The sequence below is a fragment of the Acinetobacter sp. TR3 genome, assembly GCF_027105055.1.
Taxonomy (GTDB): Bacteria; Pseudomonadota; Gammaproteobacteria; order Pseudomonadales; family Moraxellaceae; genus Acinetobacter.
On sequence record NZ_CP114266.1, the window covers coordinates 1 to 13,446 of the forward strand.

General features: G+C 37.7%; 16 protein-coding genes. 10 read left to right on the forward strand and 6 right to left on the reverse strand.

The genetic code is table 11. From position 1 onward, the window contains the following. From O1449_RS15825 to O1449_RS15845, 5 genes are all read left to right on the forward strand, one after another. On the forward strand, positions 1-1,421 hold a 1,421-nt coding region (locus O1449_RS15825), incomplete at its 5' end, for a MobA/MobL family protein (protein ID WP_269239784.1). A 682-nt stretch (positions 1,422-2,103) separates the two neighbouring features. Next, complete coding sequence (locus O1449_RS15830) at positions 2,104-3,054, forward strand: replication initiation protein (RefSeq protein WP_001031297.1); 951 nt, start codon at positions 2,104-2,106, stop codon at positions 3,052-3,054. Continuing rightward, entirely contained in the window at positions 3,051-3,338 is a 288-nt protein-coding gene (locus O1449_RS15835; RefSeq protein WP_000857160.1) for a hypothetical protein, read from the forward strand. Before O1449_RS15830 ends, O1449_RS15835 begins: the two co-directional genes overlap by 4 nt. 213 nt (positions 3,339-3,551) lie before the next feature. Then, on the forward strand, positions 3,552-4,079 hold the full coding sequence (locus O1449_RS15840) for a plasmid pRiA4b ORF-3 family protein (protein ID WP_000537572.1): 528 nt from the start codon (positions 3,552-3,554) through the stop codon (positions 4,077-4,079). Positions 4,080-4,259: 180 nt separating this feature from the next. Next, positions 4,260-4,871: a recombinase family protein gene (locus O1449_RS15845; protein WP_004740252.1), complete on the forward strand. Its 612-nt coding sequence runs from the start codon at positions 4,260-4,262 to the stop codon at positions 4,869-4,871. Between the two features lie 106 nt (positions 4,872-4,977). Here the strand turns inward: O1449_RS15845 and O1449_RS15850 are convergent, their stop codons facing one another. The 5 genes from O1449_RS15850 to O1449_RS15870 all read right to left on the reverse strand — a co-directional run bounded on the left by O1449_RS15850 (position 4,978) and on the right by O1449_RS15870 (position 9,600). Next, positions 4,978-6,303, reverse strand: coding sequence for an ISNCY family transposase (locus O1449_RS15850; protein WP_269239800.1), 1,326 nt, complete (start codon positions 6,301-6,303; stop codon positions 4,978-4,980). Positions 6,304-6,595: 292 nt separating this feature from the next. Further along, entirely contained in the window at positions 6,596-7,426 is an 831-nt protein-coding gene (gene fghA, locus O1449_RS15855; protein ID WP_118971377.1) for an S-formylglutathione hydrolase, read from the reverse strand. A gap of 115 nt (positions 7,427-7,541) precedes the next feature. Continuing rightward, the gene (gfa, locus tag O1449_RS15860; RefSeq protein ID WP_118971378.1) at positions 7,542-8,120 is read right to left on the reverse strand and encodes an S-(hydroxymethyl)glutathione synthase; all 579 of its coding nucleotides are present in this window, start codon (positions 8,118-8,120) and stop codon (positions 7,542-7,544) included. Positions 8,121-8,186: 66 nt separating this feature from the next. Beyond that, positions 8,187-9,305, reverse strand: coding sequence for an S-(hydroxymethyl)glutathione dehydrogenase/class III alcohol dehydrogenase (locus O1449_RS15865; RefSeq protein WP_118971379.1), 1,119 nt, complete (start codon positions 9,303-9,305; stop codon positions 8,187-8,189). Between the two features lie 19 nt (positions 9,306-9,324). Then, positions 9,325-9,600 carry a metal/formaldehyde-sensitive transcriptional repressor gene (locus O1449_RS15870; protein ID WP_118971380.1) on the reverse strand — a complete coding sequence of 92 codons (276 nt, stop codon included), beginning with the start codon at positions 9,598-9,600 and terminating at the stop codon, positions 9,325-9,327. Positions 9,601-9,815: 215 nt separating this feature from the next. On the opposite strand from O1449_RS15870, the gene O1449_RS15875 reads away from it, so the two are divergent. The 4 genes from O1449_RS15875 to O1449_RS15890 all read left to right on the forward strand — a co-directional run bounded on the left by O1449_RS15875 (position 9,816) and on the right by O1449_RS15890 (position 12,640). Beyond that, positions 9,816-10,589, forward strand: a complete 774-nt coding sequence (locus O1449_RS15875) for a ZIP family metal transporter (RefSeq protein WP_118971382.1) — start codon at positions 9,816-9,818, stop codon at positions 10,587-10,589. Between the two features lie 20 nt (positions 10,590-10,609). Further along, positions 10,610-11,944, forward strand: coding sequence for an NAD(P)/FAD-dependent oxidoreductase (locus O1449_RS15880; protein WP_118971381.1), 1,335 nt, complete (start codon positions 10,610-10,612; stop codon positions 11,942-11,944). A 182-nt stretch (positions 11,945-12,126) separates the two neighbouring features. Then, positions 12,127-12,390 carry a type II toxin-antitoxin system Phd/YefM family antitoxin gene (locus O1449_RS15885; protein ID WP_000557944.1) on the forward strand — a complete coding sequence of 88 codons (264 nt, stop codon included), beginning with the start codon at positions 12,127-12,129 and terminating at the stop codon, positions 12,388-12,390. After that, a complete protein-coding gene (locus tag O1449_RS15890; protein ID WP_000184943.1) occupies positions 12,377-12,640 on the forward strand; it encodes a Txe/YoeB family addiction module toxin in 264 nt (87 codons plus the stop codon). The genes O1449_RS15885 and O1449_RS15890 overlap by 14 nt, the downstream gene beginning before the upstream one ends. A gap of 61 nt (positions 12,641-12,701) precedes the next feature. Here the strand turns inward: O1449_RS15890 and O1449_RS15895 are convergent, their stop codons facing one another. After that, positions 12,702-13,004, reverse strand: a complete 303-nt coding sequence (locus O1449_RS15895; RefSeq protein WP_000110201.1) for a hypothetical protein — start codon at positions 13,002-13,004, stop codon at positions 12,702-12,704. A gap of 210 nt (positions 13,005-13,214) precedes the next feature. Between O1449_RS15895 and O1449_RS15900 the strand changes: the two genes are divergently transcribed. Beyond that, the coding region (locus O1449_RS15900; protein WP_331276189.1) for a MobA/MobL family protein at positions 13,215-13,446 on the forward strand (232 nt) is incomplete at its 3' end.

A 13,446-nucleotide genomic window follows, 5' to 3' on the forward strand; every position in this document is an offset into this window, starting at 1 on the left:
GAAGAAAAGATGCATTACTTGCAAGAGAATTTGAAATTGCATTTCCAGGTGAATTAAACGCTGAACAGCGTAAAAATATGCTCAATGAACTTTGCCAAAACCTCGTTAAAAAATATGGTGTCATCGTTGACGCTGCTATTCATGCACCGCATACAGACAGTGGAAGTGATGAACGCAACTACCATGCACACATCATGTTCACCACCCGAAGTATTAATGAGCATGGTGACTTTTCAGCAAAAAAATATAGGGACTTCAGTCGTGACAATGGCACAGAAACTGTAAGCCACTGGAGAGAATCATTTGCAGAATTATGCAATCACCACCTGAAACAAAATGGATTTGATGAACGTGTCGATCACAGAAGTTATGAAGACCAGGAAAGTGACCTAGAAGCAACTCAGCACGAAGGTCCTCAAGCGACATACCTCCGGAGACGAGGAATATTTACAGAAATTAGTCTGAAAAATGATGAAATTAAGCTACGTAATTTAAAAATCAAAAAGGTCATCGCACTGGATGAAAACATCAAAGTATCTGAGGATCTTGTTCAAAAAGTACGAAGTGAGCTTCAGTTTCAATACTCTCAAGCTGAGTATTTAGAAAAAACTTCTCAGAAACTTTCTGAATTCCAAAATGAAGAATTATCAAAATTAACAACAAAATTAAACACGATGAGTTCTGCAATATCAGAACTACGCAAAAAAGAGCCTTTATTTTTTAAAACAAAATGGATCAATCAAATAAATGACCTGATCGACCAACACAACACCCAACTAGACATCCAAAAGCATATTTCTGGTCTTAGTGAAATAGAAAAAAAAGAGAGATATTCTGATCATTTAAATAAATGGACAGAAGAAAATCAGCTGCTCCAGCCTAAAAAGTCTTTTGCAAAATTTGACGAACCGAACATCACTGTTAAACAACGAAAACTTAATGATCAAATTTCAAATATAGATCATCAAATTTCTGAAATATCACGCAGAGAAACTGAGTATCAAGAGTATGTACGCGATCAAAGACTGGAGATCATAAATAGTTATATATTTGAAGAAGATAACTATGGAAATAAATACTTTAGTCCTCAAAATGGTGAAAAACAAAAGCGACTATATGCAGAAGAAATGGAAGATCTAAAAATCCAAGAATTGCATACGGCTTTTACAAAAAAAATTGAGACCGAAGCGCAGCAAGAGTTTTCCCAAAAAAGAGCAATACAGCTCGAAAACGACCGAAAAGATCGTGAATCTAGAGAACAGCAGTTACGTAAAGAACGAGAGCAACAAGAACAACGCTATGCACAAGAACGAGAGCAACAAGAACATTTGGCATTTTTAAGACGCCAAGAACAAGAAAAACAGCAGAGAAATGAGCCTAAAAAGCCAGAAAATGACAACAACCATGACTACACGCCTTAGCAATCCCATTTAAGCGCAAAAAAACGGGGGTTTTAGCGACTTTTGATAGAAATACAGTAAAACTATAGTTGATAAAAATAAAATCGCTTAAAACGCAAATGAGAGCCTTTTAGCGAGTGTCTACGAGTGACACAACGAAAGGTTGCTTATTCCCCCTCTGAAAAACCGTTTTTTATTGAATTACTGGGGACAGTGATTAGCGAGTGTCTACGAGCGAAGTATTGATGCTTTTGCTCGTCAAAAAGCATGAGCATAGCGAATGCATTATTCATGTTTTGCTTTTTGAATCCTTGATCATATATGCAAAAAACTGCCCCCACGAAGCGAGTGAAACGAGCTTCAATAGAGTACGAGCTTTAGCGAGTACCAAGGGCAGTTTTAATAACTCACTTTGGAAATAAATTCCCTTTTATTCTTTTAAAAAGCTTTTAAAAGCTTTTAGACCCTCTGAAAACCTTATGCAGCAATAGTTTCAAGCGTTAAAAGGGTACAAATAGCATGATAAAGGGTACAAATAGCATGATTTTATCGTTTAAAAGGGTACAAATAGCATGATTAAAGGGTACAAATAGCATGATAAAGGGTACAAATAAATTATTGTACCCTTATGTTTATTGGTGTACATTGTTTTCTCATAAGGGTACAAAAATCATGTTCATTTTTTATAAGGTTTGATATCTGAATGAATAAAGAAAATAGTTATGATAAATCTTATCCAGTAACAACAATGGCTATTCAAAACAAAGTTACTGAATGCTTTAAAAGCATGTCTGTAGATGAAAAAAGAATTTTAATTATGGCTTCTCCGATTGCTAGAAATGTCGATGCAAGTGAACAAGATCAAATCTTAATATCTGCTCAACAATTTGCTGATGACTGTGGTATCAAAGTCAATTCTGCTTATAAACAAATTGAAAATGCGTCAAAAAAACTAGTAGATCGGTCCTTTTCATACGTTAATGATAGGGGGAAAAAGGTCTACTCTAACTGGGTAATTGATGCTACTTATGAAGATGCAGGGATATCTTTAAGGTTTACATCTATTGTTTTGGTGATGTTGAAAATTTTAGATAAATACAATCCATACACTCGTTATAAAAAAGATGTAGTTCTAAAATTAAAAAAAGACTACTCAATAGACTTTTACCATTTAGCGAAAAAAAATCAGGCAAAAAATGGCTTTGAATTAACGCTAGATGAAATGTTTACAGAGTTTGGTTTACCAGAATCTTATAGAGATTTGAGGAACTTAAAACGAAGAGTTTTGAAGAGCTCATTAGATGAAATTAATGAATTTACCGATGTAACAGTTGACTATAGTCCAGTTAAAAAAGGACGTTCTGTTGTCGGCTTTAAGTTCACTGTGAAAGAAAAATCTAAGCCAAAATTAATAGCTCCTGAGCGAGATCCAAAAACAATAGATATGTTCTGCAACCTGTCTGATGCTCAAATTAACAAGTACAGTGCTATTTTATCTAAACTTTCTGAGCTATCAGACCTAAGTAACTTCCAGGACTATCCTAGTTTTGCCCTTTGGATTAGTGGCATCTTACGAGATCCGAAAAGTGTAAGAGAGGAAACAGCAAAGCGGATTTTTAAAGCTCTTCATAGCAAGACGGATTTTAAACCATGAAAACTAGAGCTGAATTAGATGCAATGAGCCATCAAGAACTCAAAGACTATGAGCAAATTTTACTTGCTCTGTGGACACCAAGAATGGCTATTGAAAGTGACATTGAAAGGTTAAGCACTAATCGCAACGAATTATTAGAAATTTTTAATCAATTAAAAAATCCTGATGCTCCTGAAAATGAGCGTTTAAAAAATTCTATTTTATCGCTCAAATATAAGATTGAAGATTTAGAAGATAAATTGGATGATCTTATTCAAGATAATCGCTTAAATCGTGCAGATTGAATTATTCAGTTTATTTAATTAAAACCGTGAAACATTGCTCAAAGAATAGGCGTGGAACGTGAAAAATCATAAAAAAAGCCCACCAGAGGGTATGTGGGCTAAAATCATGTAACTACAGCATTGATTTCTATAGATAATTATAACGCATTTCGTATAAGGTGTATTATGTTAATTTTAGATTTACTAAAACTATTTTTTGAGAACTAGGCTGTTATGGGAACTGTAAAGCTCAAATCTTCTGATGAAGTTTTTCAATTAAAAATTAGTCTGCTAGGTAGTGATCCTGAAATCTGGAGAACTATTCAAATTTCATCGGCAGCTACTTTATCTAGGCTCCATAAGGCAATTCAATCTGCTTTTGATTGGGAAGATAGCCATTTACATGAATTCACGACTATTAAGCATGAAAAGATCAATAAAAGACAAAAATTGAAAGAAGTTCTACGTGTAGGTAAAAAAATTATATATACATATGATTTTGGCGATTGTTGGGAACATTTGATTACTGTAGAAAGCAGACAATCTCCTGATTTAAATAAAAAATATCCATGTTGTATAGATGGTCAAAATCATGCTCCATTTGAAGATATTGGAGGAATTTTTGGATATCTTGATATTTTAGATGCATTACAAGACCCCAAACATCCAAGATATGACGATTACATGCAAATTATCGAGGATGAAATAGGAGAGATAGAGTTTGATCCGACCTACTTTAATTCACATGATATTAAGTTTTAAACCTGATTTAACATAAGGGCTGTTATACGAATTCCCAAGGCATGGCTTTTAGTCATGCTTTTTTTATCAAAAGAGTATAGCTGAATGATAGCGAGCCAAATCGCATACAATATCTATTATTAGACTTAATGTAATAATTAAATGATAGTGTTATCATTAATCTAATAGAATTAAGATTAAATGATAGAAATGAATACACGTATTTATCTACGAGCTTCAACTAAAGATCAAGATGCAGAAAGGGCTTTGCAGATTCTTCAGGATCTAAACCAAAACTTGAATTTGGGTGAAACCATTGTGTACGTAGAAAACTATAGTGGTACGAAGTTAGACCGACCTGAATTGAATAAGCTACTGTCAGAAGCAAATCAAGGTGACACCTTGTTAGTTGAAAGTATTGACCGCTTATCACGCCTAACCCAACGAGATTTTCAAGAGCTGAAGCGCAGGATCCAGGAGAAGGGACTTCGTTTAGTCGTAGCAGATCTTCCTACTACCTACCAAATGATTCAAACCAGTGACAGCATTACTCATTCAATCCTGGAACTCATCAACAATATGTTGATTGATCTCCTGGCAACAATGGCTCGCCTAGACAATGAGAAACGTATAGAACGTATTAAGCAGGGCCTGGCACGTTCAGGTTACAAGCCAACAGGTAAGAAAGCCAATGAGGCTAAGCACAAACGAATAAAAGAATTGCTAGCAGCTGGCAATATGACTAAGGAAGAAATTGCCAAAGCAGTGAATTGTGGAGTTGCAACTGTCTATCGAGTTGCTAAAGTTATCTAAAAGCGGACATTTTTACTTTGGAGAAACCGGACATTTCTATTTTGAAGTTACAAGATTTGTTATTCCTAAGTAGAAATGTCCTACCTTAAAACCAAATAGAAATGTCCTATACCGACATTTCCAAGTCAAGTACGGGATTCAGATTTCGTTGTTGAACTGCTGTTTTCTGTGCACGTCTGCTTGGCATCTTTTGAGAACGATTCCGTTTGTTTTGTAGCTCTAACTCTTCATGCTGCTGTTGAATATGTGCCAGTACAGAACTCAAACGTTTATTTTCAACGATCTCTCGCTGGTTCAGATGGCTTAGTTTATCAAAGATGCTGTAATTGATTTTTCTTCCCTGATGTTCAATGGCGACCGTACCATCCGGATATTCTAGAAATTCAAGATACTTGCCGATCAACCTTTGATTTTCTTCTGTGCTTTCCAGGATATATACGCATTTATCATAAGTAATCGTCAGGCTGTTCGTAACTCTTCGGGGTTCACGCCAGGTAAAAATATCATCTAACTCTTCGGCTGTTTCACGGACAGTCCGGTGTAGATCCTTGGGATTAAAGGCTATCTTGGCAAATTTACGATTAAATTGCTCGATAAAGCAGGGCAGCCAGGCATTTGCTTCTGCAATCGAACAGATGCCTTCCAGGCGCATTTCTTTGATCAGACGATCCTGCAAGGTCCGGTTGGCTCGTTCCACACGGCCTTTAGCCTGTGGTGAATTGGCAAAGATGATATCGATATTGAGGGTACTGAGCACGCGTCCAAATTGCGTAATCTTGGTGTCTTTCTTGCTGCTTTGATTCACCCTGAAGACTGAATGTTTATCGCTGTAAAATGCCAACGGTTTACCGTGTTGTTCAACATACAAGCGTGTTGAAATCATATAGTCAAAGGTTGATTCCGACTCACAGAAGCGTAAATGTTGCAATTTTCCTGTCGCATCATCGATAAACACCAGCAGACAGCATTTAGCAGCACGTCCCTCAAACCAGTCATGGTGTGAGCCATCAATTTGGATCAGTTCACCATAACAGTCCCGGTTATAACGAGGCTGATACGGGCGTTTCAGGCGCTTGGAGCGAGGAATCCACAGATCTGCTGCAATCATCCAGGAACGTAGGGTTTCCACTGAAATATCGAATCCATGAACAGTGGTGAGCTTTTCATGCGCTAAAGTGGGTCCGAAACCATGCAGTTGATCAGCAACAATGTTGAGGCACTTGAGTCTGAGCTCTTCAGGAAGCCTGGAATTGCTGGTTTGGCCACGTGCAGCATGAGCTAATGCAGCTGGGCCTTGAGCTTTGTATTTTTGCAGTAAACGCCTGATCTGACGTTCTGAAATATGAAGGAACTGAGCAGCCTGAGACTGAGTTATGCGTTGATCGCAGATTTCTTGCAAGACCGACAATCGTTTAAGTTCTTTATCCGACATAGACACCAACATATCAAACCGTCCGCTTCGATCATCACAAAAGTGCATATTCTAAAAGCGGACATTTTTACTTTGGAGAAACCGGACATTTCTATTTGGGGCTTACATTGAAGTTTCGTATAACGTGCATTATGTTAATTTTAGAGAAACTAAATATTCAAAAGTATTTATCAGTGAGGTATATAGTAATAGTCTATGACTTTTTGATTTAATACATTTAAAGCTCATTATTTCATGCTTCGGATATAGACTAAACTGATATCCGAAGCAGGCACTTGCTGATTAGATGGATTTAAGCTTTTAAATATTGTGCATGGAAAGCAATATGCTTCTCGATAAAGCTCGCAATAAAATAATAACTATGATCATAATTTTCTTGCAAATTTAAAGTTAATTTCACATCTTTGTGTTTGGCAATTTCTGCAAACTTTTCAGGTTCAAGTTGCGTTGGGTAGAAAGAGTCAGCTAAGCCCTGTTCAATCATTATTGGTAACGATGAACCAAAGCGTGCTAAAAGTTCTGTAGCATCATACTCTTTCCAAGTCTCTTGGTTTTCACCTAAATATGCAGTGAACGCTTTTTGCCCCCAAGGGACTTGAGAAGGGGTTACAATAGGTGAAAAAGCAGAAACGCTTTGATAAGCATCTGCATTTTTTAAGGCAATGACCAGTGCACCATGTCCCCCCATACTATGACCAAAAATACTTTTTTGATCGCTTACAGGGAAGTTTTGTTCAATCAATGCTGGTAATTCTTTTACAATGTAATCATACATTTGATAATGTTCAGCCCACGGTGCTTGGGTGGCATTGAGATAAAATCCTGCACCTTGCCCTAAATCATAGGCTTCATCATTGGCAATATTTTCACCACGTGGGCTGGTATCAGGTGCGACAAGGATGATTTTATGCTTAGCAGCAAATTGCTGTGCACCTGCTTTGGTAATAAAGTTTTGCTCGGTACAGGTCAGACCTGATAGCCAATACAGTACAGGCAGTTTTTCACCTTGTTGATGTTCAGGAATATAGACTGCAAATTTCATTTCGCAGTTGAGGCTAGTTGATTCATGTTGATAAACATCTTGCCAACCCGAAAAACTTGCTTCGTGTTCAATACGTTCCATTTCTATTCCTTATATATTTTTCAGATTGTCTTGGCAATATCACGTAATAAATACTGCAATAAAAAAGGTGCACAGCATGCTGTACACCTTGATAAGCATGATTCAAGTCATCGGACTATGCGTGGAAAGTCCCATTTTTCTTGGCAACATGCGTTGAGATTGCATCCATAAGATCAGGTGATAAGCAATCATAAGTATTTAGACCAATACCCTGTAATTTGCTACGTACTTCACCCATTTGAGATACTGGTGCACCAGTTTCAATAATTGAAGATACAAATGCAGCAAACTGTGGATCAGACCAACCTGTTTGATCAGACAATTCTGTATGAATAAAGTCCAGACCATAGAAAGGATGCTCAGTGTTTTCTATGCGACCATATAAATGTGTACCACATTCTTTACATGCATGACGTTGAATTGCAGCAGACTCATCAACGATATGTAACTTATCTGCATTTGCCGTTACTTCAACATGTTCTTTCGCAACAACCGCAACCAATGAAAATAAAGCACCTTCAGGTTTCCAACATTTTGAACAACCACAGGCATGGTTATGTGCAGTTTGTGCAGAAACTTTTACTTCAACTTGTTGATCTACACAGTGGCAATGCAAAGTACCTCCGGCAAAATCTTCTTGTGCAGTTTTAGTTAAACCGTTATTTAAACGTGGATGTAGATTAAATGTACTCATTATAGAGCTCCAGCTTCAGGAGATAATACGTAAACCACATTGTTTACGTGTTGAAATGGTTCTAGGTTAAGCTTCTTCGTAATGAATGACGGTACGAATTGATTTACCTTCATGCATTAAGTCAAATGCTTTATTAATGTCTTCTAAGCCCATGGTATGCGTTACGAATGGTTCAAGTTGAATATCACCTTTCATTGCATCTTCAACCATGCCAGGCAATTGGCTACGACCTTTTACACCACCAAAGGCACTACCTAACCAACGACGACCAGTGACTAATTGGAATGGACGAGTAGAAATTTCTTGGCCTGCACCTGCAACACCAATAATTACAGACTGCCCCCAACCACGATGTGCACACTCTAGTGCAGAACGCATCACATTGACGTTACCGATACATTCAAATGAATGGTCTACACCCCAACCTGTCATTTCTACAATCACTTCTTGGATTGGTTTGTCATAATCTTTCGGATTTAAGAAATCAGTCGCACCAAATTCTTTTGCCAATGCAAACTTATCTGGATTCATGTCAATTACAATAATACGGCCTGCTTTAGCTTGGCGCGCACCTTGAACTGCAGCTAGACCAATACCACCTAAACCAAAGATTGCAACCGTATCGCCTTCTTGTACTTTCGCAGTATTATGTACTGCACCAATACCTGTAGTTACACCACAACCCAATAAACAAACATGCTCTGGGTTTGCTTCAGGATTAATTTTAGCTAAAGATACTTCTGCAACAACGGTGTATTCACTAAATGTTGAACAGCCCATGTAGTGATAAATTGGCTCACCGTTATAAGAAAAACGAGTAGTACCATCTGGCATTAAGCCTTTACCTTGAGTAGCTCGAACAGCCGTACACAAGTTGGTTTTGCCTGATTTACAGAATAAACACTCGCCACATTCAGCGGTATATAACGGAATAACATGGTCACCAACAGCAACACTTGTTACGCCTTCACCAACTTCAACGACAATCCCAGCACCTTCATGCCCAAGAATTGAAGGGAATACACCTTCAGGATCATCACCTGACAATGTAAATGCATCGGTATGGCACACACCGGTATGCGTGACTTTAATTAAGACTTCACCTTTCTTTGGTGGTTCTACATCAACTTCAACAATTTGTAATGGTTGACCAGGACCAAAAGCAACAGCTGCACGTGATTTCATCATTTAAATCCTTTGTGATTTACTTTAAATATGATTTTAAAATTTTTGAGACTTCGACAAGCTCTGCCTGTCGCTCTGTTTCAGAGGTCTCACCTGACACCAAGGTATCTTTTAAATGAACTTCTAAAAGTTCATTCATGAGGCCATTGATTGCACCTCGAACTGAACAAATTTGCTGCAGAACAGAGTTGCAGGTATTGCCATCCTCAAGTGCATTTTCGATTGCCTGTACTTGACCTTTGATACGTCGAACACGAGTGAGGATCTTTTTTTTGTCTTCAATTAGGTTTGGCATAGCGTCTACTCAGAAAACGTTATTTACTATACCCCCCTATACTATAGCTGACAAGTCGTTTTTTTAAGAAAATTTAACAATAATGCTTGTTAATAGGTATAGTGGGGTATAGTATAAATCATGTATTCATCGCAACTTCGTAGACCTATGGTTATAAAATAACCATAGGTCTATATCTTTTTTATACATTCCTCTCGTTGATGCTTGGTAAACAAATGTTATTAGTCTTTATTGTACTGACTACCCTAGTTGTAGGCGTTGGCAGTGTTTGGATTGCAAATCTATTAATTTTACAGTTTCAGCGTAAGATTGATGGAGAAGAGTATTACTTACAGCAAGGCTTATTGAGTCTTGCTGCGGGTGCATTGTTGGCAACAGCATTTACCCATCTATTGCCTGAAGCCTTTGAAAGCCATTTAGATATACATCAATTGTTTTTTATTCTGCTGATTGGTGTTCTGTTTTTCTTTTTATTAAATAAAGCCGAAATATGGCACCATGCGCATGAACATCACGATCATACGCAACATCACTCACACAAGTCTGGCTTATCTTTACTATTTGGTGATGGGATACATTGCTTTGGTGATGGGATCCTGATCGCATCTATATTCGCAGTCAATATTCAACTTGGACTGATTGCTGCAGCATCTGTACTTGTCCATGAAATTCCCCACCACATGGGAGATTTAGCTGTACTACAACGAGATAATAAAGCCAATACCGCAATGTTGAAACTAACCATAGCGGGTGCAATGACAGCTCTAGGAGGCATTGCAGGGTATTTATTACTGTCAAAATTACAGCATTTACAGCCCTACTTTATGGTGCTGGCATCAAGTAGTTTTATTTATGTCGCGTTATCAGATTTAGTACCTCAGTTACAGCAACGAGGTGCAACCAAAGATGTAGTAACACAAATTATTTGGCTATGTATTGGTATGCTATTGGTAGTTTCAATCAATCTACTGATGCATGGTGAACATTAATTTTTATATGGAATATTGATATGAGAACAAATGTAGATGCACATCGTGTCATTATTATCGGTGCAGGTTTCGGTGGATTGCAAGTCGCAAATGATCTTGCAGGTACGGAAAATATAGAAATTACGTTAATTGATCGTCGTAATCATCATTTATTTCAACCTTTACTTTATCAAGTCGCAGGTGCCTCTTTATCACCCGCACAAATTTCTTGGCCAATACGTTCAATCTTTCGTAAGCGCCCAGAAGTACGTACCTTGTTAGAGGAAGTACAAGGTATTGATAAAACAAAACGAATAGTATCTTTAAAAGATGGTACACATCAGCGTTACGATACTTTAATTATTGCAACCGGCGCAACACATGCCTATTTTGGACATGATGAATGGAGTGAATTTGCCCCAGGGTTAAAGACACTTGATGATGCTTTACAAATACGCCAACAAGTATTGAGTGTATTTGAAAAGGCTGAATATACCCAAGATGCTCAATTGAAAAAGGCATTACAAACTTTTGTGGTGATTGGTGGTGGACCAACAGGTGTAGAACTTGCCGGCACGATTGCTGAACTGGCACATGACACCTTACAACATGACTTTCGTAATGTTGATCCGCGTCAATCTAGAATTGTACTGATTGAAGCAGGTCAACGGTTACTTTCGGTTTTCCCTGAACAGCAATCTGCCTATACCAAGCAAGCACTTGAGGAATTAGGTGTGGAGGTTATCTTTGGTCAACCGGTCACCAGTTGTACGCAAGATGGTGTGATATATGGTGAGCATGTACTTTCAGCCAAAACAATTGTTTGGGCAGCTGGTGTACAAGCATCGCCTGCTGCGCAGTGGTTAAATACAGATGCAGATCGTGCAGGACGTGTACTCGTCAATGTGGACATGACAGTAAAGAACTCCCCTGAAATTTTTGTGATCGGTGATACTGCTTCGATTACCATGCCTGATGGGAAAATGGTACCTGGTGTTGCACCTGCAGCAAAACAACAAGGTAAATATGTTGCAAAAGTCATCAAAGCACGATTGAAAGGTCAGCATACTCATCAACCTTTTGAATATCACCATCAAGGCAACTTAGCGACGATTGGTCGTAGTCGTGCTGTTGTCGATATGGGTAAATTTAGACTACAAGGTCTACTTGCATGGTGGTTCTGGAAAATTATCCATTTATTTTTCTTGATTGGTGTTCAAAGTCGTATGAGTGTTGCAATGAGTTGGCTTTGGAATCATATTTTTGGCTATCGTAGTGCAAGAATTATTTCTGAAAAATATCAGAGAGAAGGTAGCGGGACTGTGTTGAAAAAACCGCATATAAAGGCGAATTTTGACATACCCTCGGAAAGATAAATAAGCCGCCTAAAAAGATCTGCAGCATCAACATGTACTAAATTTAACATAATGGTTGTTATACGAAATTGACAATATGTACAGGATTCTGTACATTTAGGATTGTAAAGTTTCAATCACTACCGCCTAGGTAGTCTAGCTAGCAGCGTTTTGACGCAGCTTACCCTATGAGGGATAGATATATGCATGTATTTACATATACGGACGCACGTAACAATTTAAAATCTGTTTTAGATAAAGTAATTGATGATGTAGACGTTGCTTTTATTACAAGAAAAGAAGGTGGCCATGCTGTAGTAATGGGACAAGATCATTATGATAGCTTAATGGAAACGTTATATCTCCTTTCATCTCCAAATAATGCAAGTCGTTTAAATGAATCAATTGCTCAATTACGTGCAGGGAAAACAAAACACAGAGAGTTGATTGAGGATGACGAATCGTAACGTCGAATGGACTGATAATGCCTGGGATGAATATATCTATTGGCAGACACAGGATAAAAAGATACTTAAGCGTATTAATACCTTAATCAAAGAATGTCAGCGAACACCTTTTGAAGGAACAGGAAAACCAGAACCTTTAAAAGCTAATCTTTCAGGATTTTGGAGTCGTAGGATTGATGAAAAGCATAGATTAGTTTATGAAGTGACAGATGAACGAATCTCTATAATTCAATGTCGATTCCATTACTAACAAGATCCCCTATTTTTAGGGGATTGTTTTTTTATTTAATACAAAATCTCATATGCGAAATTTAGGTGTTATTCCATATAACGCCATTAAAAAGATCTTTATCTTTCTGCCTATTTTCTTCAGTCTTACTTTCCGTGCTTAAAAACTTTTCAAAATCGGTTAGTTGACCCTTAAAAGATTCATCATTTTTCAGTTTGTTTAGAACCCAAGCCCCCAGTAGAATTTTACGTCTAGTATCATCTTTTCTTTGTCGATCAGAATTTTTCTTTTTTTCACGAGCAGCAATAGCTTGTTTTTGTGCTTTTAGTTGTCTTAATCGTTCTTCTTGCTTTGCAATTTTTTGCTCTAAAGTTTCAACACTCATACCATCACCATCTCAAGGAATCCCCCTCAAGCATAGGTCTGTTTGAATTGAAATTCAAGACAGCCCATGCTATCGTGGTTTTCCCGAAGGGCGCACTTAGCCATTGGATTTCATCCAATGGTGCGACAAGGGGTAAATCCCCTTTGTAATCCCCAGACCAACATATTCATGTTGGTAATTTCGATAAATCGAAATAAAGAGCAAAACAAAATGGCGATATATCATTTTTCAGTTAAAACGATTAGTAGAGGTAATGGACGATCAGCCGTTGCTTGTGCTGCATATCGTTCAGGTGAAAAATTGGTATGCAATTTCTATGGAAAAGAACAAGACTACACAAAAAAAACTGGTGTCGAATTTACAGAAATCTATGCGCCCGAAAATACAAATACCGAGTTACTCAATCGTCAGACACTTTGGAACAAAGTCGAAAAAGCCGAAC

Coding starts and splice junctions, on each gene's coding strand:
- O1449_RS15830 (WP_001031297.1), top strand. CDS start 2,104: ATGAATAAAGAAAATAGTTATGATAAATCTTATCCAGTAACAACAATG.
- O1449_RS15835 (WP_000857160.1), top strand. CDS start 3,051: ATGAAAACTAGAGCTGAATTAGATGCAATGAGCCATCAAGAACTCAAA.
- O1449_RS15840 (WP_000537572.1), top strand. CDS start 3,552: ATGGGAACTGTAAAGCTCAAATCTTCTGATGAAGTTTTTCAATTAAAA.
- O1449_RS15845 (WP_004740252.1), top strand. CDS start 4,260: ATGATAGAAATGAATACACGTATTTATCTACGAGCTTCAACTAAAGAT.
- O1449_RS15850 (WP_269239800.1), bottom strand. CDS start 6,303: ATGTCGGATAAAGAACTTAAACGATTGTCGGTCTTGCAAGAAATCTGC.
- fghA (WP_118971377.1), bottom strand. CDS start 7,426: ATGGAACGTATTGAACACGAAGCAAGTTTTTCGGGTTGGCAAGATGTT.
- gfa (WP_118971378.1), bottom strand. CDS start 8,120: ATGAGTACATTTAATCTACATCCACGTTTAAATAACGGTTTAACTAAA.
- O1449_RS15865 (WP_118971379.1), bottom strand. CDS start 9,305: ATGAAATCACGTGCAGCTGTTGCTTTTGGTCCTGGTCAACCATTACAA.
- O1449_RS15870 (WP_118971380.1), bottom strand. CDS start 9,600: ATGCCAAACCTAATTGAAGACAAAAAAAAGATCCTCACTCGTGTTCGA.
- O1449_RS15875 (WP_118971382.1), top strand. CDS start 9,816: ATGTTATTAGTCTTTATTGTACTGACTACCCTAGTTGTAGGCGTTGGC.
- O1449_RS15880 (WP_118971381.1), top strand. CDS start 10,610: ATGAGAACAAATGTAGATGCACATCGTGTCATTATTATCGGTGCAGGT.
- O1449_RS15885 (WP_000557944.1), top strand. CDS start 12,127: ATGCATGTATTTACATATACGGACGCACGTAACAATTTAAAATCTGTT.
- O1449_RS15890 (WP_000184943.1), top strand. CDS start 12,377: ATGACGAATCGTAACGTCGAATGGACTGATAATGCCTGGGATGAATAT.
- O1449_RS15895 (WP_000110201.1), bottom strand. CDS start 13,004: ATGAGTGTTGAAACTTTAGAGCAAAAAATTGCAAAGCAAGAAGAACGA.